The sequence below is a fragment of the Pseudomonas sp. MAFF 730105 genome, assembly GCF_055380705.1.
Genome location: NZ_AP018438.1, coordinates 5,921,140 through 5,945,046 on the forward strand (window position 1 = coordinate 5,921,140; position 23,907 = coordinate 5,945,046).

General features: G+C 57.0%; 36 protein-coding genes. 3 read left to right on the forward strand and 33 right to left on the reverse strand.

The features are described 5' to 3' along the window. Window positions 1–77: 77 nt before the first annotated feature. The gene (locus tag PCOSP_RS26025; RefSeq protein ID WP_139650143.1) at window positions 78–632 is read left to right on the forward strand and encodes a cysteine hydrolase family protein; all 555 of its coding nucleotides are present in this window, start codon (window positions 78–80) and stop codon (window positions 630–632) included. A gap of 137 nt (window positions 633–769) precedes the next feature. Continuing rightward, entirely contained in the window at window positions 770–1,393 is a 624-nt protein-coding gene (locus PCOSP_RS26030; RefSeq protein ID WP_176563044.1) for a hypothetical protein, read from the forward strand. A gap of 116 nt (window positions 1,394–1,509) precedes the next feature. Here the strand turns inward: PCOSP_RS26030 and PCOSP_RS26035 are convergent, their stop codons facing one another. Together PCOSP_RS26035 and PCOSP_RS26040 are read right to left on the reverse strand one after the other, a co-directional pair. Then, the gene (locus PCOSP_RS26035; RefSeq protein WP_024778338.1) at window positions 1,510–2,025 is read right to left on the reverse strand and encodes a single-stranded DNA-binding protein; all 516 of its coding nucleotides are present in this window, start codon (window positions 2,023–2,025) and stop codon (window positions 1,510–1,512) included. A 9-nt stretch (window positions 2,026–2,034) separates the two neighbouring features. Continuing rightward, window positions 2,035–3,432 (reverse strand): MFS transporter, encoded by a 1,398-nt coding sequence (locus PCOSP_RS26040; protein WP_139650141.1) that lies wholly within the window; start codon window positions 3,430–3,432, stop codon window positions 2,035–2,037. 179 nt (window positions 3,433–3,611) lie between these two features. Between PCOSP_RS26040 and uvrA the strand changes: the two genes are divergently transcribed. Further along, complete coding sequence (gene uvrA / locus PCOSP_RS26045; protein WP_139650139.1) at window positions 3,612–6,446, forward strand: excinuclease ABC subunit UvrA; 2,835 nt, start codon at window positions 3,612–3,614, stop codon at window positions 6,444–6,446. Window positions 6,447–6,556: 110 nt separating this feature from the next. On the opposite strand, the gene bfr is transcribed toward uvrA, so the two are convergent. The 31 genes from bfr to tuf form a co-directional block, all read right to left on the reverse strand. Beyond that, complete coding sequence (gene bfr / locus PCOSP_RS26050) at window positions 6,557–7,021, reverse strand: bacterioferritin (protein WP_024778335.1); 465 nt, start codon at window positions 7,019–7,021, stop codon at window positions 6,557–6,559. Between the two features lie 158 nt (window positions 7,022–7,179). After that, a complete protein-coding gene (locus tag PCOSP_RS26055) occupies window positions 7,180–8,628 on the reverse strand; it encodes a catalase (RefSeq protein ID WP_464709818.1) in 1,449 nt (482 codons plus the stop codon). A gap of 223 nt (window positions 8,629–8,851) precedes the next feature. Beyond that, entirely contained in the window at window positions 8,852–9,238 is a 387-nt protein-coding gene (gene rplQ / locus PCOSP_RS26060; protein WP_024778333.1) for a 50S ribosomal protein L17, read from the reverse strand. 42 nt (window positions 9,239–9,280) lie between these two features. Next, complete coding sequence (locus tag PCOSP_RS26065; RefSeq protein ID WP_003186012.1) at window positions 9,281–10,282, reverse strand: DNA-directed RNA polymerase subunit alpha; 1,002 nt, start codon at window positions 10,280–10,282, stop codon at window positions 9,281–9,283. Between the two features lie 22 nt (window positions 10,283–10,304). After that, window positions 10,305–10,925 carry a 30S ribosomal protein S4 gene (gene rpsD, locus PCOSP_RS26070; protein WP_003176404.1) on the reverse strand — a complete coding sequence of 207 codons (621 nt, stop codon included), beginning with the start codon at window positions 10,923–10,925 and terminating at the stop codon, window positions 10,305–10,307. 18 nt (window positions 10,926–10,943) lie between these two features. After that, window positions 10,944–11,333, reverse strand: coding sequence for a 30S ribosomal protein S11 (gene rpsK, locus PCOSP_RS26075; RefSeq protein WP_002555466.1), 390 nt, complete (start codon window positions 11,331–11,333; stop codon window positions 10,944–10,946). A gap of 30 nt (window positions 11,334–11,363) precedes the next feature. Further along, entirely contained in the window at window positions 11,364–11,720 is a 357-nt protein-coding gene (gene rpsM, locus PCOSP_RS26080) for a 30S ribosomal protein S13 (RefSeq protein WP_024778332.1), read from the reverse strand. 130 nt (window positions 11,721–11,850) lie between these two features. After that, window positions 11,851–11,967, reverse strand: a complete 117-nt coding sequence (gene rpmJ / locus PCOSP_RS26085) for a 50S ribosomal protein L36 (protein ID WP_002555468.1) — start codon at window positions 11,965–11,967, stop codon at window positions 11,851–11,853. 30 nt (window positions 11,968–11,997) lie between these two features. Continuing rightward, window positions 11,998–13,326 carry a preprotein translocase subunit SecY gene (secY, locus tag PCOSP_RS26090; RefSeq protein ID WP_139650135.1) on the reverse strand — a complete coding sequence of 443 codons (1,329 nt, stop codon included), beginning with the start codon at window positions 13,324–13,326 and terminating at the stop codon, window positions 11,998–12,000. Next, a complete protein-coding gene (rplO, locus tag PCOSP_RS26095) occupies window positions 13,327–13,764 on the reverse strand; it encodes a 50S ribosomal protein L15 (protein WP_003186032.1) in 438 nt (145 codons plus the stop codon). It abuts the gene before it with no gap. A 3-nt stretch (window positions 13,765–13,767) separates the two neighbouring features. Further along, the gene (gene rpmD, locus PCOSP_RS26100) at window positions 13,768–13,944 is read right to left on the reverse strand and encodes a 50S ribosomal protein L30 (RefSeq protein WP_003176408.1); all 177 of its coding nucleotides are present in this window, start codon (window positions 13,942–13,944) and stop codon (window positions 13,768–13,770) included. Window positions 13,945–13,946: 2 nt separating this feature from the next. Next, window positions 13,947–14,447, reverse strand: a complete 501-nt coding sequence (gene rpsE / locus PCOSP_RS26105; RefSeq protein ID WP_003186035.1) for a 30S ribosomal protein S5 — start codon at window positions 14,445–14,447, stop codon at window positions 13,947–13,949. A 3-nt stretch (window positions 14,448–14,450) separates the two neighbouring features. Beyond that, the gene (gene rplR / locus PCOSP_RS26110) at window positions 14,451–14,801 is read right to left on the reverse strand and encodes a 50S ribosomal protein L18 (RefSeq protein ID WP_003186037.1); all 351 of its coding nucleotides are present in this window, start codon (window positions 14,799–14,801) and stop codon (window positions 14,451–14,453) included. A gap of 10 nt (window positions 14,802–14,811) precedes the next feature. Continuing rightward, a complete protein-coding gene (rplF, locus tag PCOSP_RS26115; RefSeq protein WP_024077677.1) occupies window positions 14,812–15,345 on the reverse strand; it encodes a 50S ribosomal protein L6 in 534 nt (177 codons plus the stop codon). A gap of 12 nt (window positions 15,346–15,357) precedes the next feature. Continuing rightward, window positions 15,358–15,750 carry a 30S ribosomal protein S8 gene (gene rpsH / locus PCOSP_RS26120; RefSeq protein ID WP_017848802.1) on the reverse strand — a complete coding sequence of 131 codons (393 nt, stop codon included), beginning with the start codon at window positions 15,748–15,750 and terminating at the stop codon, window positions 15,358–15,360. Window positions 15,751–15,959: 209 nt separating this feature from the next. After that, window positions 15,960–16,265: a 30S ribosomal protein S14 gene (gene rpsN / locus PCOSP_RS26125; protein ID WP_003186042.1), complete on the reverse strand. Its 306-nt coding sequence runs from the start codon at window positions 16,263–16,265 to the stop codon at window positions 15,960–15,962. A gap of 13 nt (window positions 16,266–16,278) precedes the next feature. Beyond that, complete coding sequence (gene rplE, locus PCOSP_RS26130) at window positions 16,279–16,818, reverse strand: 50S ribosomal protein L5 (protein ID WP_024778330.1); 540 nt, start codon at window positions 16,816–16,818, stop codon at window positions 16,279–16,281. A gap of 20 nt (window positions 16,819–16,838) precedes the next feature. Next, entirely contained in the window at window positions 16,839–17,153 is a 315-nt protein-coding gene (gene rplX / locus PCOSP_RS26135; RefSeq protein WP_003186046.1) for a 50S ribosomal protein L24, read from the reverse strand. A gap of 11 nt (window positions 17,154–17,164) precedes the next feature. Next, complete coding sequence (gene rplN, locus PCOSP_RS26140; RefSeq protein ID WP_024778329.1) at window positions 17,165–17,533, reverse strand: 50S ribosomal protein L14; 369 nt, start codon at window positions 17,531–17,533, stop codon at window positions 17,165–17,167. Between the two features lie 23 nt (window positions 17,534–17,556). Next, the gene (rpsQ, locus tag PCOSP_RS26145) at window positions 17,557–17,823 is read right to left on the reverse strand and encodes a 30S ribosomal protein S17 (protein ID WP_003194644.1); all 267 of its coding nucleotides are present in this window, start codon (window positions 17,821–17,823) and stop codon (window positions 17,557–17,559) included. Between the two features lie 2 nt (window positions 17,824–17,825). Further along, window positions 17,826–18,017, reverse strand: coding sequence for a 50S ribosomal protein L29 (gene rpmC / locus PCOSP_RS26150; RefSeq protein WP_002555481.1), 192 nt, complete (start codon window positions 18,015–18,017; stop codon window positions 17,826–17,828). Beyond that, complete coding sequence (gene rplP / locus PCOSP_RS26155; protein ID WP_003186052.1) at window positions 18,017–18,430, reverse strand: 50S ribosomal protein L16; 414 nt, start codon at window positions 18,428–18,430, stop codon at window positions 18,017–18,019. The genes rpmC and rplP overlap by 1 nt, the downstream gene beginning before the upstream one ends. A 12-nt stretch (window positions 18,431–18,442) precedes the next feature. After that, window positions 18,443–19,129, reverse strand: coding sequence for a 30S ribosomal protein S3 (rpsC, locus tag PCOSP_RS26160; protein WP_024778328.1), 687 nt, complete (start codon window positions 19,127–19,129; stop codon window positions 18,443–18,445). Window positions 19,130–19,142: 13 nt separating this feature from the next. Beyond that, window positions 19,143–19,475, reverse strand: a complete 333-nt coding sequence (gene rplV / locus PCOSP_RS26165; RefSeq protein WP_003103908.1) for a 50S ribosomal protein L22 — start codon at window positions 19,473–19,475, stop codon at window positions 19,143–19,145. A gap of 11 nt (window positions 19,476–19,486) precedes the next feature. Then, entirely contained in the window at window positions 19,487–19,762 is a 276-nt protein-coding gene (gene rpsS / locus PCOSP_RS26170) for a 30S ribosomal protein S19 (RefSeq protein WP_002555486.1), read from the reverse strand. Window positions 19,763–19,778: 16 nt separating this feature from the next. Beyond that, window positions 19,779–20,603: a 50S ribosomal protein L2 gene (rplB, locus tag PCOSP_RS26175; RefSeq protein ID WP_007924198.1), complete on the reverse strand. Its 825-nt coding sequence runs from the start codon at window positions 20,601–20,603 to the stop codon at window positions 19,779–19,781. Window positions 20,604–20,617: 14 nt separating this feature from the next. After that, complete coding sequence (gene rplW / locus PCOSP_RS26180; RefSeq protein WP_002555488.1) at window positions 20,618–20,917, reverse strand: 50S ribosomal protein L23; 300 nt, start codon at window positions 20,915–20,917, stop codon at window positions 20,618–20,620. Then, entirely contained in the window at window positions 20,914–21,516 is a 603-nt protein-coding gene (rplD, locus tag PCOSP_RS26185; protein WP_003186057.1) for a 50S ribosomal protein L4, read from the reverse strand. The genes rplW and rplD overlap by 4 nt, the downstream gene beginning before the upstream one ends. A 12-nt stretch (window positions 21,517–21,528) precedes the next feature. Then, window positions 21,529–22,164, reverse strand: coding sequence for a 50S ribosomal protein L3 (gene rplC / locus PCOSP_RS26190; protein ID WP_041022493.1), 636 nt, complete (start codon window positions 22,162–22,164; stop codon window positions 21,529–21,531). Between the two features lie 80 nt (window positions 22,165–22,244). Beyond that, window positions 22,245–22,556, reverse strand: coding sequence for a 30S ribosomal protein S10 (gene rpsJ / locus PCOSP_RS26195; RefSeq protein ID WP_003186070.1), 312 nt, complete (start codon window positions 22,554–22,556; stop codon window positions 22,245–22,247). Window positions 22,557–22,712: 156 nt separating this feature from the next. Next, window positions 22,713–23,906 (reverse strand): elongation factor Tu, encoded by a 1,194-nt coding sequence (gene tuf, locus PCOSP_RS26200; RefSeq protein ID WP_053191465.1) that lies wholly within the window; start codon window positions 23,904–23,906, stop codon window positions 22,713–22,715. Window position 23,907: the final 1 nt, after the last annotated feature.

A 23,907-nucleotide genomic window follows, 5' to 3' on the forward strand; every position in this document is an offset into this window, starting at 1 on the left:
TTGTCGTTGCGGCCAATCCTCGAACCGATGGCAAAAGCCAATACTGGCTTCACCCCTCATTGATCAAGGAAGCACTCATGTCCAAGCAAGCGCTCATCGTAGTCGATATCCAGAACGACTACTTCCCCCAGGGTAAATGGCCCCTGAGTGGCGTCGAAACCGCCGCGGACAACGCCGCACGAATGATCGCAGCCTTTCGCCAGGCAGGAAATCAAGTGGTGCACATCCGCCACGAGTTCACCTCCGAAGACGCGCCATTCTTCACCCCGGGCTCCGAAGGCGCGAAACTGCACCCCAAGGTCCTTAACCAGGCCAATGAACCGGTGGTGCTCAAGCACTTCGTCAATTCATTCCGCGAAACCGAACTGCAATCCCTCCTCGACCATCACGGCATCACTCAACTGGTCATCGTCGGCAGCATGAGCCACATGTGCATCGACGGTGTCACTCGGGCCGCGGCGGACCTGGGCTACGACGTCACGGTGATCCACGACGCCTGCGCAACCCTGGACCTGGAATTCAACGGCGTCGTCGTTCCGGCAGCCCAGGTCCACGCGGCCTTCATGGCGGCGTTGGGGTTTGCTTATGCGAAGGTAGTGAGCACGGAGCAATTTCTGGCGGCCAGCCACTGAGACCCAGGCAAAAACAAACCGCGCTTGGAGCACCGAGGCGCGGTTTTTCATTAGAAACTGACGATTACCGATTTCCACTAGGCGTAGTTGAGGAATAACGATAAGAATGGCCGCTGAGTTTCCCAAGAGCCAGCCGCATGAAACGCAAACACCCGTCGCGCCTGGTTTCCTCCCCAGTCCCGACCGATACCGCCGCACCCACGCCACAACATCCTCCCACGTGGGATTACCCAAGCGAAATATCCACAACAGGATACCTGGGTACCCTGCTGTACGCCGTGATGCTATTGCTTGCCTTGCCGGTCTACGGGCTGGTGGTGGTATCAATCGAGCTGTTCTCCACCGAAGGCCTGTCGAGCACTCATACCAGGACGATCGAGGATCCTCTGTTTTTGACACTCATGTGCGTCAGCGCATTAGCGGCCACCGGTCTGCTTTACTGGCTTTTCTCCGGCCCTCAAGTGCTTGGCTTCTGCTTTGACGAACGCCAGCAACGCCTCACCTTCACCCAGCGCCGCCCAGCACGCGCGCCCACCGAAGAGTGCGTGCCCTACAGCGACATCTATTCCATCACGCCCTGCGTGGAAAACTCTATCGCCCACGCCTGTCATTTGGTGGTGTGCTTCACCGGGGACAATGGCAAGCCGATGGAGGTCCGGTTCTGGATGCACATTCCACTCAAGGACATGGCGTTTCATTCAACCTGGTTACGGCAGTCCATTGGCGAAAAGATGCAGGAGGTCTTGGATTTGGATTTGTGATCGGTCCTGGACGCAGGAGCCAGCCCGATCTGACCAGCGTCGAAACAAAAAGCCCCAGGCACGGGGCTCTGGGGCTTTCGGGGCGATACCGGGCAGGCTAGGCCTGAGACGCAGCCTTAGAACGGGATATCGTCATCAAAGCTGTCGAAATCCGGAGCTGGTTGCGGCGCGGCCTGTTGTGGGGCTGGGCGCTCGCGCTGTGGCTGCGGCGCCGATTGCGGGCGCGGTGCCTGCTGACGTGGGGCCGACTGCTGGTAGTTGTTACCACCTTGCTGCTGGTCACCCTGTGGACGGCCGCCCAGCAATTGCATGGTGCCCTGCATGTCGACCACGATTTCAGTGGTGTAGCGCTTGATGCCGTCTTTTTCCCACTCGCGCGTCTGCAGCTTGCCTTCGATGTACACCTGCGAACCCTTGCGCAGGTATTCGCCGGCGATCTCAGCCACTTTGCCGAACATCGACACGCGATGCCATTCGGTCTTCTCGACTTTCTGGCCGGTCTGCTTGTCGGTCCACTGTTCGCTGGTCGCCAGACTCAGGTTGGTCACGGCGTTGCCATTAGGCAGGTAGCGAACCTCGGGATCCTGGCCGCACGTACCGACCAATATGACTTTGTTAACCCCACGGGCCATAACGTTCTCCTAGGCTTCGCACGCAGTCGGGGCCGGGTTGTTCACCAGGCGCTCGAGGGTCGCACGATCCAATAATTCGGTGTCCAGTTTGATATAAACGGCCGCTTCGTCGGCGACCACCACTGCATCGGTTACGCCAACGACGGCCCTGAGGCGCTCGACCAGGCCTGCTTCGCGAATGGCTTCGGGCGATAACGGCAAGCGCAGGCTCGTCACATACGGTGGTTCGCGCATGGTAACAGCAAAGACCAGCCAAAGTGCAGCCAGCGCGGCGCATCCCAGGAAGACAACCGACAAACCGCCGTGCTGGAACAGCCAACCACCGAGAATCCCGCCCAACGCCGAACCCAGGAACTGGCTGGTGGAATAAACCCCCATTGCCGTGCCCTTGCCGCCCGCCGGTGAAACCTTGCTGATCAGCGACGGCAGCGACGCCTCCAGCAGGTTGAACGCGGTGAAGAACACCACCGTGCCAATCACCAAGGCTCGCAGGCTGTCGCCGAACTGCCAGAAGAATAGCTCAGTGAGCATCAGCGTCACGACGGCGCCGAGCAAAACTCGTTTCATTTTGCGTCGTTTCTCGCCATAGATGATGAACGGAATCATGGCGAAGAACGAAATCAGCAGCGCCGTCAGGTAGACCCACCAATGCTGCTCCTTGGGCAGTCCGGCCTTCTCGACCAAGGCCAGCGGCAAGGCGACGAAACTGGACATCAGCATGGCGTGGAGCACGAAAATACCCAGGTCCAGGCGCAGCAGGTCCGGGTGCTTTAGGGTCGGGATCAGCGCCTGGCGCGCCACCCCGGATTCACGGTGCTGCAGCGGCCCGGTGGAACGGGGCACCATGAACGCCACGATCAGGATACCCACCAGCGCCATGCCGCCGGTCGCCAGGAACAGGCCCGACAAACCGAAAGCGCGGGTCAGCAAGGGGCCGACGACCATGGCGACGGCGAACGACAGACCGATGGTCATGCCGATCATGGCCATGGCCTTGGTCCGATGCTGTTCGCGGGTCAGGTCCGAGAGCAAGGCCATGACGGCAGCGGAAATCGCCCCCGCGCCTTGCAGGATCCGTCCGGCGATCACACCCCAGATCGAGTCGGCGTTGGCCGCCAGCACACTGCCGAGGGCGAAGACGATCAGTCCAAGGTAGATCACGGGACGTCGGCCGATGCGGTCGGAAATGATCCCGAACGGGATCTGGAAAATGGCCTGGGTCAGGCCATAAGCGCCAATCGCCAACCCGATCAGGGCTGGCGTCGCACCCGCCAGGTCCATGCCATAGGTCGCCAGCACCGGCAACACCATGAACATGCCCAGCATACGGAAGGCGAACACCAGGGCCAGACCGCTTGCCGCCCGGGTCTCGCCGCCACTCATGCGCTCGCTGTGGGGATCGTGCATGGAAAAACCTCATCTGAACCGGCGGCGATTCTACCAGTCCCATCGATTGAGAGGGTATATCGCGACTGTTTGACGCGCAGTCTTCATGTATGGCTGCGATCGCACGCTCAATAGTGTTTATCCATCCAGTATTTGCCCGTATACTCCTACGTTTTCGATGCCCGCCGAGCGAGGCCACTTTGGACAAGATCCTGATTCGTGGGGCCCGTACCCACAACCTGAAGAACATCGACCTGACCCTGCCACGGGACAAGCTGATCGTCATCACCGGCCTGTCCGGATCCGGCAAATCATCGCTGGCATTCGATACCCTGTACGCCGAAGGCCAGCGACGCTATGTCGAATCGCTGTCGGCCTACGCCCGGCAGTTCCTGTCGATGATGGAGAAACCGGACGTCGACACCATCGAAGGCCTGTCGCCAGCCATTTCGATCGAACAGAAATCGACGTCCCATAACCCGCGGTCGACGGTCGGCACCATTACCGAGATCTACGACTACCTGCGCCTGCTGTATGCGCGAGTGGGCATTCCCCGCTGCCCCGACCACGACATTCCCCTGGAAGCCCAGACCGTCAGCCAGATGGTCGACCTGGTGCTGGCCCAGCCGGAAGGCAGCAAATTGATGCTGCTCGCGCCGGTCATTCGCGAGCGCAAAGGCGAACACCTGCTGGTTTTCGAGGAACTGCGGGCCCAGGGCTTCGTGCGGGCCCGGGTCAATGGCAAGCTCTGCGAGCTGGACGAACTGCCGAAGCTGGACAAACAGAAGAAGCACTCGATCGATGTGGTGGTCGACCGCTTCAAGGTCCGGGCCGATCTGCAACAGCGGCTGGCCGAATCCTTCGAGACCGCGCTGAAACTGGCCGATGGCATCGCCCTGGTGGCGCCGATGGACGACGAGCCCGGTGAGGAAATCATCTTCTCGGCGCGCTTCGCCTGCCCGATCTGCGGCCATGCCATCAGCGAGCTGGAGCCCAAGCTGTTTTCCTTCAACAACCCCGCCGGCGCCTGCCCGACCTGCGATGGCCTGGGGGTCAAGCAGTTCTTCGACACCAAGCGCCTGGTCAACGGCGAACTGACCCTGGCCGAAGGCGCGATTCGCGGCTGGGACAGGCGCAACGTCTATTACTTCCAGATGCTCGGGTCGCTGGCAGCTCATTACAAGTTCAGCCTGGACAAGCCCTTCAACGAACTGCCCGCCGATCAGCAGAAATACATCCTGCATGGCAGCGGCTCGCAGAACGTCGACTTCAAATACCTGAACGACCGTGGCGATATCGTCAAGCGCTCCCACCCGTTCGAAGGCATCGTGCCGAACCTCGAGCGACGCTACCGCGAGACTGAATCGGCCAGCGTGCGCGAAGAGCTGGCCAAGTTCCTCAGCACCCAGCCCTGCCCTGATTGCCGCGGCACCCGTTTGCGTCGCGAGGCACGTCATGTGTGGGTGGGCGAGAAGACACTGCCGGCAGTGACCAACCTGCCCATCGGCGACGCCACCGATTACTTCGCCGGCCTGAAACTCACCGGCCGCCGGGGCGAAATTGCCGACAAGATCCTCAAGGAAATCAGCGAGCGCCTGCAGTTCCTGGTGAACGTCGGCCTGGATTACCTCACCCTCGACCGCAGCGCAGACACGTTGTCCGGCGGCGAAGCCCAGCGTATCCGCCTGGCCAGCCAGATCGGCGCCGGCCTGGTGGGAGTGATGTACATCCTCGACGAGCCGTCCATTGGCCTGCACCAACGGGACAACGACCGGCTGCTCGGCACCCTCAAGCACCTGCGGGACATCGGCAACACGGTGATCGTGGTCGAGCATGACGAAGACGCGATCCGCCTGGCCGATTACGTCGTGGACATCGGCCCGGGAGCCGGTGTGCATGGTGGACATATCGTCGCCCAGGGCACCGCCGCCGAAGTCATGGCGCACCCCGACTCCTTGACCGGCAAGTACCTGTCGGGACGGGTGAAGATCAAGGTGCCGGCCAAACGGACGCCGCGCAACAAGAAGCTGTCGCTGACCCTCAAGGGTGCCCGTGGCAACAACTTGCGCAACGTCGACCTGGAGATCCCGATTGGCCTGCTGACCTGCGTCACCGGCGTATCCGGCTCCGGCAAATCGACGCTGATCAACAATACGCTGTTTCCCCTCAGCGCCACGGCCCTGAACGGCGCGACCACCCTGGAAGCCGCCCCCCACGACAGCATCAAGGGCCTGGAGCACCTGGACAAGGTCGTCGACATCGACCAGAGCCCGATCGGCCGCACACCGCGCTCCAACCCGGCGACTTACACCGGGTTGTTCACGCCGATCCGCGAATTGTTCGCCGGCGTGCCGGAATCGCGCTCCCGGGGTTACGGCCCGGGACGGTTCTCGTTCAACGTCAAGGGTGGGCGTTGCGAAGCCTGCCAGGGTGACGGCCTGATCAAGGTGGAAATGCACTTCCTGCCAGACATCTATGTGCCTTGCGATGTGTGCAAGAGCAAGCGCTACAACCGCGAGACCCTTGAGATCAAATACAAGGGCAAGAACATCCACGAAACCCTCGAGATGACCATCGAGGAGGCCCGGGAGTTCTTCGACGCAGTGCCAGCCCTGGCGCGCAAGCTGCAGACATTGATGGATGTCGGCCTGTCGTACATCAAGCTCGGCCAATCGGCAACGACGCTGTCCGGCGGCGAAGCCCAGCGGGTCAAGCTGTCCCGCGAGTTGTCCAAGCGCGACACCGGCAAAACCTTGTACATCCTCGACGAGCCGACCACCGGTCTGCACTTCGCTGATATCCAGCAATTGCTCGACGTGTTGCATCGGCTTCGCGACCACGGCAACACCGTGGTGGTCATCGAGCACAACCTGGACGTGATCAAGACGGCCGACTGGTTGGTAGACCTGGGGCCGGAAGGTGGCTCCAAGGGCGGCCAGATCATTGCGGTGGGTACGCCTGAGCAAGTCGCTGGGATGAAGCAGTCCCACACAGGGCACTACCTGAAGCCGTTGCTGGAACGTGATCGGGACTGATTCATTCCCGAGCATGAAAAAGCCCCTGTCATCTCATCGACGACAGGGGCTCGTTCCCACGCTCCGCGTGGGAATGCATCCAATGACGCTCCGCGTCCGGTAACCGGCAATCAGAACTGCGACTGCAGGTAATTCTCCAACCCGATCAACTTGATCAAACCCAACTGCTTCTCAAGCCAGTAGGTATGGTCTTCCTCGGTGTCATTGAGTTGAACACGCAGGATTTCGCGGGTGACATAGTCGTTGTGCTGTTCGCACAACTCGATACCCTTGCATAGCGCGGCGCGGACCTTGTATTCCAGGCGCAGGTCGGCAGCTAGCATATCGGGCACTGTGGTGCCGATGTCCAGATCGTCCGGGCGCATGCGCGGCGTACCTTCGAGCATCAGGATGCGGCGCATCAACGCATCGGCATGCTGGGCTTCTTCTTCCATTTCATGGTTGATACGTTCGTAGAGCTCGGTAAAACCCCAATCCTCGTACATCCGCGAATGGATGAAATATTGATCACGGGCTGCCAGTTCGCCTGTCAGCAACGTGTTGAGGTAATCGATTACGTCCGGGTGACCTTGCATCGCCCTACATCTCCACAAGCCTTGAAAGGCTCTAGTTTGAACCAAGCCGGCCGCCAGGTCACGGTGCTATCGCAATAAATGCGAAGAAAATCTGAGAAAACTGGGCTAAATAACGCAAAAACCGCCCTAATGAGGGCGGTTCTGCTTCTCGTTTAGACTTAGTTAAGCTGTACGCCCAACGCCTTTGCGATACCTTCTCCATAAGCGGCGTCCGCCCTGGAGAAATGCTGCAGCTGACGGTCGACGACATCCGCTGATACACCGCCCATCGCACCGGCGATGTTGCTGATCAGCAGGGCCTGCTGTTCGCTGCTCATCAGGCGGAACAGCGCACCGGCATGGCTGTAGTAGTCAGTGTCTTCCCGATGATCGTAACGATCCGCCGCCCCGGTAAGGGCCAAGGCTGGTTCCGCATAATGCGGCGCCTGCTTCGGCGCCTCTACGTAGCTGTTGGGCTCGTAGTTCGGTGCTGCCCCGCCATTGCTGCCGAACGCCATGGCTCCGTCGCGCTGGTAGGTATTGACCGGACTGCGCGGTGCATTCACCGGCAATTGCTGGTGATTGGTGCCGACACGGTAGCGGTGGGCATCGGCGTAAGCGAACACGCGCCCCTGCAGCATGCGGTCCGGCGACAGGCCTACGCCCGGCACCATGTTGCTCGGCCCGAACGCCGCCTGTTCCACTTCGGCAAAGTAGTTCAGCGGATTACGGTTGAGTTCGAGTTCCCCGACTTCAATCAGCGGAAACTCCTTCTGCGACCAGGTCTTGGTCACGTCGAACGGGTTCTCGTAATGGGCGGCGGCCTGAGCTTCGGTCATGATCTGGATGCAAACGCTCCATTTCGGAAAGTCACCGCGCTCGATGGCATTGAACAAGTCACGCTGCGCGTAGTCCGGGTCGGTACCCGCCAGACGCGCTGCCTCAGCCGGCGCCAGGTTCTTGATGCCTTGCTTGGTCTTGTAGTGCCACTTCACCCAGTGACGCTCACCTTGGGCGTTGATCAGACTGTAGGTGTGACTGCCGAAACCGTGCATATGACGGTAGCCGTCAGGAATGCCGCGATCGGAGAACAGAATGGTGACCTGGTGCAAGGCTTCTGGAGAATGAGACCAGAAATCCCACATCGCCTGGGCGCTTTTCAGGTTGCTTTGTGGCAGGCGCTTTTGGGTATGGATGAAGTCTGGAAACTTCAGCGGATCACGAATGAAGAAAACCGGCGTGTTATTACCAACAATGTCCCAGTTACCTTCCTCGGTGTAGAACTTCAGGGCAAAACCACGGGGATCGCGCTCGGTGTCGGCAGATCCGCGCTCGCCACCCACGGTGGAGAACCGCAGGAACGTTGGTGTCTGCTTACCGACCGAATCGAACAGCTTGGCGCTGGTGTACTGAGTGATGTCCCGAGTTACCGTAAATGTACCGTAGGCGCCCGAGCCCTTGGCGTGTACACGACGTTCAGGGATGTTCTCGCGGTTGAAGTGAGCAAGCTTCTCGATGAGGTGGAAATCGTCGAGCAACAGCGGGCCACGCGGGCCAGCTGAGCGAGAATTCTGGTTATCGGCGACAGGAGCGCCGCTTGCGGTCGTAAGCGTTTTGATCTGGCTCATGCTCAATCTTCCTCGGTCGGTCTTCGAACTGCCGGCTAATCGGCTGGAAAGGAGTATCGAACATGTTAGTGACAGTATCCAAATTTATTAAATCATGGGCGTCGATAGTCATTATCTAACGTTGCCCTGTTGCCAATAGCGAAGCCAGCCGCAACGGTTCCTTTGCTTTTCTATCAGGCACAAAAAACCGGGCACTAGGCCCGGTTCTTTGTATATTGCCGTCTTACTCAGCGGATACAGCTTCACCGCCGGTAGCACGATCAACCAACTCGACGTACGCCATAGGCGCGTTGTCGCCAGCGCGGAAACCGCACTTGAGGATGCGCAGGTAGCCACCCTCACGGGTAGCGTAACGCTTGCCCAGGTCGTTGAAGAGCTTACCAACGATAGCTTTCGAACGAGTACGGTCGAAAGCCAGGCGGCGGTTAGCCAGGCTATCTGTCTTGGCCAGAGTGATCAGCGGCTCAGCAACGCGACGCAGTTCTTTGGCTTTCGGCAGTGTAGTTTTGATCAGCTCGTGCTCGAACAGCGACACCGCCATGTTTTGGAACATGGCCTTGCGGTGCGAGCTGGTGCGGCTCAGGTGACGACCACTTTTACGATGACGCATGGTTCATTCCTTACCAAACACAACGTTCGGTGATTACGACGATCAGGCAGTCGCCTTGTCGTCCTTCTTAAGACTTGCAGGCGGCCAGTTGTCGAGGCGCATGCCGAGGGACAGACCGCGGGAGGCCAGAACGTCCTTGATTTCAGTCAAGGATTTCTTGCCAAGGTTCGGAGTCTTCAACAGCTCTACTTCGGTGCGCTGAATCAGGTCGCCGATGTAGTAGATGTTTTCCGCCTTAAGGCAGTTAGCCGAACGTACAGTCAGTTCCAGATCGTCAACCGGGCGAAGCAGGATCGGATCGATCTCGTCTTCCTGCTCGACAACCACTGGCTCACTGTCACCCTTGAGGTCGACGAACGCAGCCAACTGCTGTTGCAGGATGGTTGCAGCGCGGCGGATAGCCTCTTCAGGATCCAGGGTACCGTTGGTTTCCAGATCAATAACCAGCTTGTCCAGGTTGGTGCGCTGTTCGACACGGGCGTTTTCCACCACGTATGCGATACGGCGAACCGGGCTGAACGAAGAGTCAAGCTGCAAGCGACCGATGCTGCGGCTTTCGTCTTCATCGCTCTGACGCGAGTCTGCCGGTTCATAACCACGACCACGAGCTACGGTGAGCTTCATGTTCAGGGCGCCGTTAGACGCCAGGTTAGCGATTACGTGATCGGGGTTAACGATCTCGACATCATGATCCAGCTGAATATCGGCAGCGGTAACCACCCCCGAACCCTTCTTCGACAAGGTCAGCGTAACTTCGTCACGACCGTGCAGCTTGATAGCCAGACCTTTAAGGTTCAACAGGATTTCAATGACATCTTCCTGTACGCCTTCGATGGCGCTGTACTCGTGGAGTACACCGTCAATCTCGGCCTCGACTACTGCACAGCCGGGCATTGAGGACAACAGGATGCGGCGCAGCGCGTTGCCCAGGGTGTGGCCGAAACCACGCTCGAGAGGCTCGAGAGTGATCTTGGCGCGGGTTGGACTGACAACCTGCACATCAATATGGCGGGGTGTCAGGAACTCATTTACCGAAATCTGCATGGATGCACCTATTTTCTAGCCCTTACTTGGAGTAGAGCTCGACAATCAGGCTTTCGTTGATGTCGGCGGACAGATCACTGCGAGCTGGAACGTTCTTGAAAACGCCCGACTTCTTCTCAGTGTCTACTTCTACCCATTCTACGCGGCCACGTTGGGCACACAGATCGAGAGCTTGGACAATGCGAAGTTGGTTCTTTGCTTTCTCGCGAACAGCAACCACGTCACCAGCACGAACCTGGTAGGACGGAACGTTTACGGTTTGACCGTTAACGCTGATCGACTTGTGCGATACCAGCTGACGGGATTCGGCACGAGTAGAACCGAAACCCATACGGTATACAACGTTGTCCAGACGGCATTCGAGCAGTTGCAACAGGTTTTCGCCGGTTGCGCCTTTCTTGCCAGCAGCTTCTTTGTAGTAGCCGCTGAATTGACGCTCGAGAACGCCGTAGATACGACGGACCTTCTGCTTTTCACGCAGTTGGGTGCCGTAATCGGACTGGCGACCGCGGCGTTGGCCGTGGATACCAGGTGCTGCTTCGATGTTGCACTTCGATTCGATCGCGCGCACGCCGCTCTTCAGGAAGAGATCGGTGCCTTCGCGACGAGCGAGTTTGCATTTTGGACCAATGTAACGAGCCATTCTTTACAATCTCCTGGATTACACGCGGCGCTTCTTCGGCGGACGGCACCCGTTGTGCGGGATTGGCGTCACGTCGGTGATGCTGGCGATCTTGTAGCCACAGCCGTTCAAAGCACGAACTGCGGATTCACGACCTGGACCTGGACCCTTGACGTTGACGTCGAGGTTTTTCAGGCCGTATTCCAGCGCAGCTTGACCAGCACGCTCAGCAGCTACTTGAGCAGCGAACGGGGTGGACTTGCGGGAACCGCGGAAACCCGAACCACCGGAGGTAGCCCAGGAAAGAGCGTTACCTTGACGGTCGGTAATGGTCACGATGGTGTTGTTAAAAGAAGCATGGATGTGGGCGATGCCATCAACCACTGTCTTTTTAACTTTTTTACGAGGACGAGCAGCAGGTTTTGCCATGATTAAATTCCTGTCGATTCGCTGGGGCGATTACTTGCGGATCGGCTTACGCGGACCTTTACGGGTACGCGCGTTGGTCTTGGTACGCTGACCGCGTACTGGCAGACCACGACGATGACGCAGACCGCGATAGCAACCGAGGTCCATCAAGCGCTTGATTTTCATGTTGACTTCGCGACGCAGGTCACCTTCAGTGGTGAACTTCGCCACTTCGCCACGCAGCTGTTCAATCTGCTCGTCGCTCAGATCTTTGATCTTTGCCGCTGGGTTGACCCCAGCCACTGCACAAATTTTCTGCGCAGTAGTGCGACCAACACCATAGATGTAGGTCAGCGAGATAACAGTATGCTTGTTATCTGGAATGTTGACGCCTGCAATACGGGCCATTCAGTGGGACTCCAATTGACAGCTACCTACGCCCCGGAAGCCAAGAAATAGGGCGCGAGATAATATCGCTGTAATAACAAATAATCAACCCGGCAGCGCACTAGCTGCCGGGCTTAAAGCACAATCACACTCAGCCTTGGCGCTGTTTGTGACGCGGTTCCGCGCTGCAAATTACTCGAACAACACCTTCGCGGCGAATAATCTTGCAGTTACGGCACAGCTTTTTCACCGATGCACGAACTTTCATCACCAACTCCTCGAACCTTATGGACGCTACTCAGCGCAGCATGCCGCTGCCGTAGCCCTTCAGGTTGGCTTTCTTCATCAGGGATTCGTACTGGTGCGAAACGAGGTGCGATTGTACTTGGGACATGAAGTCCATCACAACCACGACCACGATCAGCAACGAGGTCCCGCCAAGGTAGAACGGTACGTTTGCCGCAACCACCAGGAACTGGGGCAACAAGCAGACGGCCGTCATGTAAAGAGCACCGAACATGGTCAAGCGAGTCAGAACGCCATCAATGTAGCGCGCAGACTGCTCACCTGGACGGATACCCGGAATAAAGGCACCGGACTTCTTCAGGTTTTCCGCTACGTCTTTCGGATTGAACATCAACGCCGTATAGAAGAAGCAGAAGAAAATAATCCCTGCACTAAACAGCAGAATATTCAACGGCTGACCAGGAGCGATCGACTGCGAGATGTCCTGCAACCAGCCCATACCTTCAGACTGGCCGAACCAGGCACCCAACGAAGCCGGGAACAGCAAGATGCTGCTCGCGAAAATAGCCGGGATAACGCCGGCCATGTTCACCTTCAACGGCAAGTGGCTGGTCTGCGCAGCAAACACCTTGCGGCCCTGCTGACGCTTGGCGTAGTGAACAGCAATACGACGCTGACCACGCTCAATGAACACCACGAAACCGATAATCGCTACTGCCAGCAAACCGATGGCAACCAGGGCGAAAATGTTGATATCACCCTGACGCGCAGACTCGAAAGACTGCCCGATCGCTCTCGGAAGACCGGCGACGATACCTGCGAAGATCAACATCGAGATACCGTTGCCAACACCACGCTCAGTAATCTGCTCACCCAACCACATCATGAACATCGCGCCTGCCACAAACGTGGAAACCGCGACGAAATGGAAGCTGAAGTCAGCAGTGAACGAAACGCCCTGCCCTGCCAGGCCAATGGACATGCCAATGGCCTGGACGAGAGCGAGTACGACAGTGCCGTAGCGGGTGTACTGGCTGATCTTGCGACGGCCAGCTTCACCTTCCTTCTTCAACTGCTCCAGTTGCGGGCTGACGGCTGTCATCAGTTGCATGATGATCGATGCCGAAATGTACGGCATGATCCCCAGTGCAAAGATGCTCATCCGCTCAAGCGCGCCGCCGGAAAACATGTTGAACAAGCTAAGAATGGTCCCCTCATTCTGTCGAAACAGGTCTGCGAGTCGGTCCGGGTTGATACCTGGAACCGGGATGTGTGCGCCTATTCGGTAGACGATAATCGCCAGGAACAGAAAACGCAGACGAGCCCAGAGTTCAGACATACCGCCTTTGCCGAGCGCAGAGAGAGCACCTTGCTTAGCCATTTATTCCTCGAACTTGCCGCCAGCTGCTTCGATAGCCGCACGCGCACCTTTGGTGGCGCCGATTCCCTTTCCGATGGTGACAGCGCGAGCAACTTCGCCCGACAGCATGATTTTCACACGCTGTACGTTCTGGTTGATCACGTTGGCATCCTTCAGGGACTGCACGGTGACGATGTCGCCGTCCACTTTAGCCAGCTCGGACAGACGCACTTCTGCGCGGTCCATGGCCTTCAGGGAAACGAAACCGAACTTCGGCAGGCGACGATGCAGCGGCTGTTGACCGCCTTCAAAGCCTGGAGCAATGGTGCCACCGGAGCGGGAGGTCTGACCTTTGTGGCCACGGCCACCGGTCTTGCCCAAACCACTACCGATACCACGGCCCGGACGATGCTTTTCGCGACGGGAACCCGGCGCTGGACTCAGATCATTGAGTTTCATCGATTAACCCTCGACACGCAGCATGTAGTAAGCCTTGTTGATCATCCCGCGATTCTCGGGAGTATCCTGGACTTCTACAGTGTGACCGATGCGACGCAGACCCAGACCCTTAACGCACAGTTTGTGGTTAGGGATGCGGCCGGTCATGCTTTTGATCAGCGTAACTTTTACGGTAGCCATGATCAGAAGATCTCCTTGACGCTTTTGCCACGCTTGGCGGCAATGGATTCAGGAGACTGCATTGCTTTCAAACCCTTGAAAGTGGCGTGAACCACGTTTACTGGGTTAGTCGAGCCGTAGCACTTGGCCAGAACGTTCTGAACGCCAGCAACTTCGAGGACAGCACGCATAGCGCCGCCAGCGATGATACCGGTACCTTCAGAAGCAGGCTGCATGTACACCTTCGAAGCGCCATGGGCAGACTTCATTGCGTACTGCAGGGTGGTGCCGTTCAGATCAACCTGGATCATGTTGCGGCGAGCAGCTTCCATTGCCTTCTGGATCGCAGCAGGCACTTCACGCGACTTGCCACGGCCGAAGCCAACACGGCCTTTACCATCACCAACCACGGTCAACGCGGTGAAAGTGAAGATACGGCCGCCTTTAACGGTTTTGGCTACGCGGTTAACTTGAACCAGCTTCTCGATGTAGCCTTCGTCGCGCTTTTGGTCGTTATTTGACATAACTTAGAACTCCAGCCCAGCTTCACGAGCAGCATCAGCCAGCGCCTTGACGCGGCCGTGGTACTTGAAGCCAGAGCGGTCGAAAGCCACCTGCGAGACGCCAGCGGCTTTAGCACGCGTAGCGACCAGCTGGCCAACCTTAGTGGCCGCGTCGATGTTGCCGGTGGCACCATCACGCAGTTCTTTATCCAAAGTCGAGGCACTTGCCAGGACCTTGTTGCCGTCGGCCGAAATGACCTGGGCGTAGATGTGCTGCGAAGAGCGGAACACGCAGAGACGCACGACTTCGAGTTCGTGCATTTTCAGGCGTGCTTTGCGAGCGCGACGCAGTCGAGTAACTTTTTTGTCGGTCATTTGCTATGCCCTACTTCTTCTTGGCTTCTTTACGACGGACGACTTCGTCCGCGTAGCGCACACCTTTGCCTTTGTACGGCTCTGGTGGACGGAAGTCGCGGATCTCGGCGGCCACTTGACCTACCAGCTGCTTGTCGATGCCCTTGATCAGGATATCGGTCTGGCTAGGAGTCTCAGCGGTGATGCCTTCCGGCAGTTCGTAATCCACTGGGTGCGAGAAGCCAAGAGCCAGGTTCAGAACCGAGCCTTTTGCTTGCGCTTTGTAACCAACACCGACCAGCTGGAGCTTGCGCTCGAAGCCTTGGCTTACGCCTTGGACCATGTTGTTTACCAACGCACGAGTGGTACCAGCCATTGCGCGAGTCTGTTGATCGCCATTGCGAGCAGCGAAACGCAGCTCACCGGCTTCTTCAACGATCTCAACGGACGAATGGATGTTCAGTTCAAGAGTGCCCTTGGCACCCTTCACCGAAAGCTGTTGGCCTGCGAATTTGACTTCGACACCGGCTGGCAGCTTAACGGGGTTCTTAGCGACGCGAGACATGCTTATCCCCCCTTAGAACACAGTGCAAAGAACTTCGCCGCCGACACCGGCAGCGCGCGCAGCACGATCAGTCATCACACCTTTGTTGGTGGAGACGATAGACACGCCCAGACCGCCGCGAACTTTCGGCAGATCCTCGACGGACTTGTACTGACGCAGGCCTGGACGGCTAACGCGCTTCACTTCCTCGATGACCGGACGGCCTTCGAAGTATTTCAGCTCGATGGACAGCAGTGGCTTGATTTCGCTGCTGATCTGATAACCCGCGATGTAACCTTCGTCCTTCAGGACTTTTGCTACAGCCACCTTCAACGTGGAAGACGGCATGCTTACGACGGACTTTTCAGCCATCTGGGCATTACGGATTCGAGTTAGCATGTCCGCTAACGGGTCCTGCATACTCATGGGCTAGACGCTCCTAATGCAAAAAAATTAGCCTTGCGGCTACTACGTGTCGCCGAGAAACCCCGGGCATAAAAAACACGGGCTCAGGCGAGCCGGTCATTCTAGACATACCCCAGAAATGAATCAAGCCCCAAAAGGGGCTTGATTCTGCTTCAAGGCCACCGGCGGTCAGGATCCTGAGATCCCGAACACCGAGACTTTGACAGTGCTTACCAGCTGGCTTTAACCAGACCTGGAACGTCACCACGCATTGCAGCTTGGCGCAGCATGTTACGGCCGAGGCCGAACTTGCGGTATACGCCGTGCGGACGACCAGTCAGGCGGCAGCGGTTACGCATGCGCGAGGCGCTTGCGTCACGTGGCTGCTTCTGCAGTGCTACGGTCGCTTCCCAACGTGCTTCTGGACTTGCGTTCAGATCAACGATGATAGCTTTCAGCGCTGCACGCTTGGTGGCGTACTTGGCAACGGTGAGCTGACGCTTCAGCTCACGGTTCTTCATGCTCTTCTTGGCCATTTTCCTACTCCAATCAGTTGCGGAACGGGAATTTGAAAGCACGCAGCAGAGCGCGACCTTCGTCATCCGATTTGGCAGTGGTGGTCAGGGTAATGTCCAGACCGCGCAGAGCATCGATCTTGTCGTAATCGATTTCCGGGAAAATGATCTGCTCTTTCACGCCCATGCTGTAGTTGCCACGACCGTCGAAGGACTTGGCATTCAGGCCGCGGAAGTCGCGAACCCGAGGCAGGGAGATCGACAGCAGACGATCCAGGAACTCGTACATACGATCGCGACGCAGGGTCACTTTGACACCGATCGGCCAACCTTCGCGGACTTTGAAGCCAGCGATGGATTTGCGAGCGTGAGTCACAACGACTTTCTGGCCGGTGATCTTCTCCAGGTCAGCTACCGCGTGCTCGATGACTTTCTTGTCACCGATCGCTTCGCCCAGACCCATGTTCAGGGTGATCTTGGTAATGCGCGGAACTTCCATCACGTTCGCCAGCTTAAGTTCTTCCTTAAGCTTCGGTGCGATTTCCTTCCGGTAAATCTCTTTCAGTCGTGCCATGGTCTTCTACCTAGCAGTGTTCAAGCATCAACCGCTTTTTGGGTCGACTTGAAGACACGAATTTTTTTGCCGTCTTCTACTTTGAAACCAACGCGGTCAGCCTTGTTGGTTTCGCCGTTGAAAATGGCGACGTTGGAAGCGTGCAGTGGCGCTTCTTTCTCGACGATACCGCCCTGTACGCCCGACATCGGGTTAGGCTTGGTATGGCGCTTGACCAGGTTCAGACCACCAACAACCAGACGGTTGTCAGCGAGAACCTTGAGCACCTTACCGCGCTTGCCCTTGTCTTTGCCGGCGATCACGATGATCTCGTCGTCACGACGAATCTTTTGCATGTCGGATCTCCTTACAGCACTTCTGGGGCGAGCGAGACGATCTTCATGAACTTCTCAGTACGAAGTTCACGGGTCACTGGCCCAAAGATACGGGTGCCGATTGGCTCTTGCTTGTTGTTCAACAGAACAGCAGCGTTGCCATCAAAGCGGATGATGGAGCCGTCAGCGCGACGAACACCATGGCGAGTGCGGACTACAACAGCAGTCATCACTTGACCTTTCTTCACTTTACCGCGAGGAATTGCTTCCTTGACGGTAACTTTGATGATGTCGCCAATAGCAGCGTAACGACGATGGGAGCCACCCAGCACCTTGATGCACATAACGCGGCGAGCGCCGCTGTTATCGGCCACATCAAGCATGGATTGAGTCTGAATCATATAATTTCTCCGACCCCTAGCCCTTAGACTTCCACAGCGCGTTCGAGAACATCAACCAGCGCCCAAGATTTGGTCTTGGCCATCGGACGGGTTTCACGAATAGTGACCTTGTCGCCGATGTGGCACTGATTGGTTTCGTCGTGCGCGTGCAGCTTAGTCGAACGCTTAACGTATTTACCGTAGATCGGGTGCTTAACGCGACGCTCGATCAGAACGGTGATGGTTTTGTCCATCTTGTCGCTGACAACACGGCCAGTCAGCGTACGGACAGTTTTTTCGGCTTCAGCCATGATTACTTACCTGCCTGCTGGTTGAGCACAGTTTTCACGCGAGCGATGTCACGCTTAACTTGCGAGAGCAGATGAGACTGCCCCAACTGGCCAGTTGCTTTCTGCATACGCAGATTGAACTGGTCGCGCAGCAGGCCGAGCAGTTGCTCGTTCAGCTGCTGTGCTGATTTCTCACGAAGTTCATTCGCTTTCATCACATCACCGTCCGTTTAACAAAGGAGGTGGCGAGCGGCAGCTTTGCAGCAGCCAGGGCGAAAGCCTCACGCGCCAGCTCTTCAGAAACACCCTCGATTTCATACAGGACTTTGCCTGGCTGAATCTGGGCAACCCAGTACTCCACGTTACCCTTACCTTTACCCATCCGAACTTCGAGTGGCTTCTTGGTGACAGGCTTGTCCGGGAATACACGGATCCAGATCTTGCCGCCACGTTTTACGTGACGGGTCAGAGCACGACGCGCTGACTCGATCTGACGAGCGGTGAGACGACCACGAGCAACAGACTTCAGCGCGAACTCGCCGAAGCTGACTTTGCTACCGCGCAATGCCAGGCCACGGTTGTGACCGGTCATCTGCTTGCGGAACTTCGTACGCTTTGGTTGCAACATTTGGCGTACCCCTTACTTAGCAGCTTTTTTACGAGGCGCTGGTGCTTGTGGTTTCAGCTCTTCTTGGCGACCACCAATTACTTCGCCTTTGAAGATCCAAACCTTTACACCGATCACACCGTAGGTGGTGTGAGCTTCGTAGTTGGCATAGTCGATGTCGGCACGCAGGGTGTGCAGTGGCACACGACCTTCGCGATACCATTCAGTACGTGCGATTTCAGCACCGCCGAGACGACCGCTCACTTGGATTTTGATGCCTTTGGCACCAATGCGAATTGCGTTCTGTACAGCGCGCTTCATAGCGCGACGGAACATTACGCGACGCTCCAGCTGCTGAGCTACGCTCTGCGCAACCAGCATACCGTCGAGTTCCGGCTTGCGGATCTCTTCGATATTGATGTGCACAGGCACACCCATTTGCTTGGTCAGGTCCTGACGCAGTTTCTCAACATCTTCACCTTTCTTCCCGATAACGATACCTGGACGAGCGGTGTGGATGGTGATACGTGCAGTCTGAGCCGGACGATGGATATCGATACGGCTTACGGACGCGCTTTTTAGTTTGTCTTGGAGATACTCACGCACCTTCAGATCAGCGAACAAGTAGTCCGCATAAGTCCGACCGTCTGCGTACCAGACGGAGGTGTGCTCCTTGACGATTCCCAGGCGAATGCCAATGGGATGTACTTTCTGACCCATCTCTTCGACTCCGTTACTTGTCAGCAACCTTGACAGTGATATGGCAAGACCGCTTGACGATGCGATCAGCACGGCCTTTGGCACGTGGCATGATGCGCTTCAGCGAACGCCCTTCGTTGACGAAAACGGTGCTGACTTTCAGGTCATCAACGTCTGCGCCTTCGTTATGCTCGGCGTTGGCTACGGCCGACTCCAGCACTTTTTTCATGATCTCGGCGGCTTTCTTACTGCTGAAAGCCAACAGGTTGAGCGCTTCGCCCACCTTCTTCCCGCGGATCTGGTCGGCGACCAAGCGGGCTTTCTGGGCGGAGATTCGAGCGCCCGACAACTTAGCGGCTACTTCCATTTCCTTACCCCTTAACGCTTGGCTTTCTTGTCAGCCACGTGCCCACGGTATGTGCGGGTACCGGCGAACTCGCCCAGTTTGTGGCCGACCATGTCTTCGTTCACGAGAACTGGGACGTGCTGGCGACCGTTGTGTACTGCGATGGTCAGACCGACCATTTGTGGCAGGATCATCGAACGACGCGACCAGGTCTTAACTGGTTTGCGATCGTTCTTTTCCGCCGCCACTTCGATCTTCTTCAGTAGGTGAAGATCAATAAAAGGACCTTTTTTCAGAGAACGTGGCACTGTCGTATCCCTCTATTTACTTGCGACGACGGACGATCATTTTGTCGGTACGCTTATTACCACGAGTCTTCGCGCCCTTAGTCGGGAAGCCCCATGGCGATACCGGATGACGACCACCAGAGGTACGACCTTCACCACCACCATGTGGGTGGTCAACCGGGTTCATGGCAACACCACGAACGGTTGGGCGAACGCCACGCCAGCGCTTGGCACCAGCTTTACCCAACGAACGCAGGCTGTGCTCGGAGTTCGAGACTTCGCCCAGGGTCGCACGGCATTCAGCCAGTACTTTACGCATCTCACCAGAACGCAGACGCAGGGTCACGTAGACACCTTCACGAGCGATCAGCTGAGCCGAAGCACCAGCGGAACGAGCGATTTGCGCGCCTTTACCTGGCTTCAATTCGATGCCGTGTACGGTGCTACCAACTGGAATGTTACGCAGTTGCAGAGCGTTGCCCGGCTTGATCGGTGCCAGGGCACCTGCGATCAGCTGGTCGCCAGCACTCACGCCTTTAGGGGCGATGATGTAGCGACGCTCGCCATCTGCGTACAGCAGCAGAGCGATGTGAGCAGTACGGTTTGGATCGTATTCGATACGCTCGACGGTGGCAGCGATGCCATCCTTGTCGTTGCGACGGAAGTCGACCAGACGATAATGCTGCTTATGACCACCACCCACGTGACGTGTAGTGATACGGCCATTGTTGTTACGACCACCAGACTTCGATTTTTTCTCGAGCAGCGGTGCGTGAGGAGCGCCTTTATGCAGCTCCTGGTTGACCACCTTGACCACAAAACGGCGGCCAGGGGAAGTCGGTTTGCATTTAACGATTGCCATGATGCACCCCTTCCTTACTCAGCACTGCTGCTGAAATCGAGATCTTGGCCTGGCTGAAGGGAGATAACTGCCTTCTTCCAGTCATTACGCTTGCCCAGACCGCGAGCAGTGCGCTTGCTTTTACCCAGAACGTTCAGGGTAGTCACGCGCTCTACTTTCACGCTGAACAGGCTTTCGACGGCCTTCTTGATTTCCAGCTTGGTTGCGTCGGTAGCAACCTTGAAAACGAACTGGCCTTTCTTGTCTGCCAGAACCGTAGCCTTCTCGGAAACGTGCGGGCCAAGCAGAACTTTAAATACGCGTTCCTGGTTCATCCCAGCAGCTCCTCGAATTTCTTCACGGCCGACACGGTGATCAACACCTTGTCGTATGCGATCAGACTGACCGGATCGGAACCCTGTACGTCACGAACATCGACGTGCGGCAGGTTACGAGCAGCCAGGTACAGGTTCTGATCAACAGCGTCAGACACGATCAAGACGTCAGTCAGGCCCATGCCGTTCAGCTTGTTCAGCAGATCTTTGGTTTTCGGTGCTTCAACAGCGAAGTCCTGAACCACGACCAGACGATCAGTACGCACCAGCTCAGCAAGGATGGAACGCATTGCTGCGCGATACATCTTCTTGTTCAGCTTCTGGGAGTGATCCTGAGGACGAGCTGCGAAAGTGGTACCGCCGCCACGCCAGATTGGGCTACGGATAGTACCGGCACGAGCACGGCCAGTACCTTTCTGACGCCATGGGCGCTTACCGCCACCGGAAACGTCGGAACGGGTCTTTTGCTGCTTGCTACCTTGACGGCCGCCAGCCATGTAGGCCACGACTGCTTGGTGAACCAGCGTCTCGTTGAATTCGCCGCCAAATGTCAGTTCGGAAACTTCGATCGCTTGAGCGTCATTTACATTTAATTGCATGTCAGCTTCCCCTTAACCGCGAGCCTTGGCTGCTGGACGTACAACCACGTTGCCGCCAGTAGCGCCAGGAACAGCGCCCTTGACCAACAACAGATTGCGTTCAGCGTCCACGCGCACTACTTCGAGGGACTGCACGGTCACGCGCTCGGCGCCCATATGACCGGACATTTTCTTGCCCTTGAATACACGACCAGGAGTCTGGCACTGGCCGATAGAGCCTGGAACGCGGTGGGATACGGAGTTACCGTGGGTGTTATCTTGCCCGCGGAAGTTCCAACGCTTGATCGTACCCTGGAAGCCTTTACCTTTGGACTGACCGGTTACATCAACCAGTTGACCAGCAGCGAAGATTTCAGCGTTGATCAGATCGCCGGCCTGGTACTCGCCTTCTTCAAGACGGAATTCCAGTACGGTACGACCAGCGGCAACGTTCGCCTTGGCGAAGTGGCCAGCTTGAGCAGCTGTTACACGCGAAGCACGACGCTCGCCGACAGTGACTTGCACTGCACGATAGCCATCGGTCTCTTCAGTTTTGAACTGGGTGACGCGATTCGGCTCGATCTCAATGACCGTGACCGGAATGGAGACACCTTCTTCGGTGAAAATACGGGTCATACCGCATTTACGACCGACTACACCAATAGTCATGTTGTAAACCTCATGAGTGTACGGGGCTTTCACCCGCTATGGCCGCCCATTTCAGAGCGTTACACGACTAAGACCGAGTCTTAGCCGAGGCTGATCTGCACTTCCACACCGGCCGCAAGATCGAGCTTCATAAGTGCATCAACGGTTTTATCCGTTGGCTGGACGATGTCCAGAACGCGCTTATGAGTACGGATCTCGTACTGGTCACGCGCGTCTTTGTTGACGTGCGGGGAGACCAGAACGGTGAACCGCTCTTTACGGGTAGGCAATGGAATTGGACCACGCACTTGAGCACCAGTACGTTTCGCGGTTTCCACGATTTCCTGGGTGGATTGGTCGATCAGGCGATGGTCAAAAGCCTTCAACCTGATACGGATTTGCTGATTTTGCATTGGATTTCAGACTCCGGCTGCTATTCCCACCGGGCGCAATACGCCCGTTAAAAGGAGGCGCAATTCTATAGACGCCCCTGATAGGTGTCAACCCAATAAAAAAGCCCCCGCTAAGCGGGGGCTTTTTCAACTCATCAGGCAGACTCTAAAAGAGACTTACTCGATGACTTTGGCTACGACGCCAGCGCCGACGGTACGACCGCCTTCACGGATAGCGAAACGCAGACCGTCTTCCATCGCGATGGTTTTGATCAGAGTGACAGTCATCTGGATGTTGTCACCTGGCATTACCATTTCAACGCCTTCTGGCAGCTCGCAGTTACCAGTCACGTCAGTTGTACGGAAGTAGAACTGTGGACGGTAGCCTTTGAAGAACGGAGTATGACGACCGCCTTCTTCCTTGCTCAGAACGTAAACTTCTGCAACGAACTTGGTGTGTGGCTTGACGGTGCCTGGCTTGACCAGAACCTGACCACGCTCAACGTCGTCACGCTTGGTGCCGCGCAGCAGCACGCCGCAGTTCTCGCCAGCACGACCTTCGTCCAGCAGCTTGCGGAACATTTCAACGCCGGTGCAGGTAGTTTTCTGAGTGTCGCGCAGACCGACGATCTCAACTTCTTCCTGGATGCGAACGATGCCACGCTCAACACGACCAGTCACAACAGTACCGCGACCGGAGATCGAGAATACGTCTTCGATTGGCATCAGGAACGGCTTGTCGATAGCACGCTCTGGCTCTGGGATGTAGCTGTCCAGAGTTTCCACCAGCTTCTTGACAGCAGTGGTGCCCATTTCGTTGTCGTCTTGGCCGTTCAGAGCCATCAGAGCCGAACCGATGATGATTGGAGTGTCATCACCTGGGAAGTCGTAAGTGCTCAGCAGGTCGCGCACTTCCATCTCAACCAGTTCCAGCAGCTCAGCGTCGTCAACCATGTCAGCCTTGTTCAGGAAGACAACGATGTACGGAACGCCTACCTGACGGGACAGCAGGATGTGCTCACGGGTTTGTGGCATCGGACCATCAGCGGCCGAGCAAACCAGGATCGCGCCGTCCATCTGGGCAGCACCGGTGATCATGTTTTTTACGTAGTCGGCGTGACCTGGGCAGTCAACGTGTGCGTAGTGACGCACGGCCGAATCGTATTCAACGTGAGCGGTGTTGATGGTGATACCGCGAGCTTTTTCTTCCGGGGCGCTGTCGATCTTGTCGAAGTCAACCTTGGCCGAACCGAAAACTTCGGAGCAGACGCGGGTCAGAGCAGCGGTCAGAGTGGTTTTACCGTGGTCAACGTGACCGATGGTGCCAACGTTGACGTGCGGTTTGTTACGTTCAAATTTTTCTTTAGCCACG

What these genes read in the sequence shown, in the direction of transcription:
- PCOSP_RS26025 (WP_139650143.1), top strand. Translation starts at nt 78, where the DNA reads ATGTCCAAGCAAGCGCTCATCGTAGTCGATATCCAGAACGACTACTTC.
- PCOSP_RS26030 (WP_176563044.1), top strand. Translation starts at nt 770, where the DNA reads ATGAAACGCAAACACCCGTCGCGCCTGGTTTCCTCCCCAGTCCCGACC.
- PCOSP_RS26035 (WP_024778338.1), bottom strand. Translation starts at nt 2,025, where the DNA reads ATGGCCCGTGGGGTTAACAAAGTCATATTGGTCGGTACGTGCGGCCAG.
- PCOSP_RS26040 (WP_139650141.1), bottom strand. Translation starts at nt 3,432, where the DNA reads ATGCACGATCCCCACAGCGAGCGCATGAGTGGCGGCGAGACCCGGGCG.
- bfr (WP_024778335.1), bottom strand. Translation starts at nt 7,021, where the DNA reads ATGCAAGGTCACCCGGACGTAATCGATTACCTCAACACGTTGCTGACA.
- PCOSP_RS26055 (WP_464709818.1), bottom strand. Translation starts at nt 8,628, where the DNA reads ATGAGCCAGATCAAAACGCTTACGACCGCAAGCGGCGCTCCTGTCGCC.
- rplQ (WP_024778333.1), bottom strand. Translation starts at nt 9,238, where the DNA reads ATGCGTCATCGTAAAAGTGGTCGTCACCTGAGCCGCACCAGCTCGCAC.
- PCOSP_RS26065 (WP_003186012.1), bottom strand. Translation starts at nt 10,282, where the DNA reads ATGCAGATTTCGGTAAATGAGTTCCTGACACCCCGCCATATTGATGTG.
- rpsD (WP_003176404.1), bottom strand. Translation starts at nt 10,925, where the DNA reads ATGGCTCGTTACATTGGTCCAAAATGCAAACTCGCTCGTCGCGAAGGC.
- rpsK (WP_002555466.1), bottom strand. Translation starts at nt 11,333, where the DNA reads ATGGCAAAACCTGCTGCTCGTCCTCGTAAAAAAGTTAAAAAGACAGTG.
- rpsM (WP_024778332.1), bottom strand. Translation starts at nt 11,720, where the DNA reads ATGGCCCGTATTGCAGGCGTCAACATTCCAGATAACAAGCATACTGTT.
- rpmJ (WP_002555468.1), bottom strand. Translation starts at nt 11,967, where the DNA reads ATGAAAGTTCGTGCATCGGTGAAAAAGCTGTGCCGTAACTGCAAGATT.
- secY (WP_139650135.1), bottom strand. Translation starts at nt 13,326, where the DNA reads ATGGCTAAGCAAGGTGCTCTCTCTGCGCTCGGCAAAGGCGGTATGTCT.
- rplO (WP_003186032.1), bottom strand. Translation starts at nt 13,764, where the DNA reads ATGAAACTCAATGATCTGAGTCCAGCGCCGGGTTCCCGTCGCGAAAAG.
- rpmD (WP_003176408.1), bottom strand. Translation starts at nt 13,944, where the DNA reads ATGGCTACCGTAAAAGTTACGCTGATCAAAAGCATGACCGGCCGCATC.
- rpsE (WP_003186035.1), bottom strand. Translation starts at nt 14,447, where the DNA reads ATGTCAAATAACGACCAAAAGCGCGACGAAGGCTACATCGAGAAGCTG.
- rplR (WP_003186037.1), bottom strand. Translation starts at nt 14,801, where the DNA reads ATGACCGACAAAAAAGTTACTCGACTGCGTCGCGCTCGCAAAGCACGC.
- rplF (WP_024077677.1), bottom strand. Translation starts at nt 15,345, where the DNA reads ATGTCTCGCGTCGCTAAGAACCCCGTTAAGCTGCCAGCCGGTGTCGAA.
- rpsH (WP_017848802.1), bottom strand. Translation starts at nt 15,750, where the DNA reads ATGAGTATGCAGGACCCGTTAGCGGACATGCTAACTCGAATCCGTAAT.
- rpsN (WP_003186042.1), bottom strand. Translation starts at nt 16,265, where the DNA reads ATGGCCAAGAAGAGCATGAAGAACCGTGAGCTGAAGCGTCAGCTCACC.
- rplE (WP_024778330.1), bottom strand. Translation starts at nt 16,818, where the DNA reads ATGGCACGACTGAAAGAGATTTACCGGAAGGAAATCGCACCGAAGCTT.
- rplX (WP_003186046.1), bottom strand. Translation starts at nt 17,153, where the DNA reads ATGCAAAAGATTCGTCGTGACGACGAGATCATCGTGATCGCCGGCAAA.
- rplN (WP_024778329.1), bottom strand. Translation starts at nt 17,533, where the DNA reads ATGATTCAGACTCAATCCATGCTTGATGTGGCCGATAACAGCGGCGCT.
- rpsQ (WP_003194644.1), bottom strand. Translation starts at nt 17,823, where the DNA reads ATGGCTGAAGCCGAAAAAACTGTCCGTACGCTGACTGGCCGTGTTGTC.
- rpmC (WP_002555481.1), bottom strand. Translation starts at nt 18,017, where the DNA reads ATGAAAGCGAATGAACTTCGTGAGAAATCAGCACAGCAGCTGAACGAG.
- rplP (WP_003186052.1), bottom strand. Translation starts at nt 18,430, where the DNA reads ATGTTGCAACCAAAGCGTACGAAGTTCCGCAAGCAGATGACCGGTCAC.
- rpsC (WP_024778328.1), bottom strand. Translation starts at nt 19,129, where the DNA reads ATGGGTCAGAAAGTACATCCCATTGGCATTCGCCTGGGAATCGTCAAG.
- rplV (WP_003103908.1), bottom strand. Translation starts at nt 19,475, where the DNA reads ATGGAAGTAGCCGCTAAGTTGTCGGGCGCTCGAATCTCCGCCCAGAAA.
- rplB (WP_007924198.1), bottom strand. Translation starts at nt 20,603, where the DNA reads ATGGCAATCGTTAAATGCAAACCGACTTCCCCTGGCCGCCGTTTTGTG.
- rplW (WP_002555488.1), bottom strand. Translation starts at nt 20,917, where the DNA reads ATGAACCAGGAACGCGTATTTAAAGTTCTGCTTGGCCCGCACGTTTCC.
- rplD (WP_003186057.1), bottom strand. Translation starts at nt 21,516, where the DNA reads ATGCAATTAAATGTAAATGACGCTCAAGCGATCGAAGTTTCCGAACTG.
- rplC (WP_041022493.1), bottom strand. Translation starts at nt 22,164, where the DNA reads ATGACTATTGGTGTAGTCGGTCGTAAATGCGGTATGACCCGTATTTTC.
- rpsJ (WP_003186070.1), bottom strand. Translation starts at nt 22,556, where the DNA reads ATGCAAAATCAGCAAATCCGTATCAGGTTGAAGGCTTTTGACCATCGC.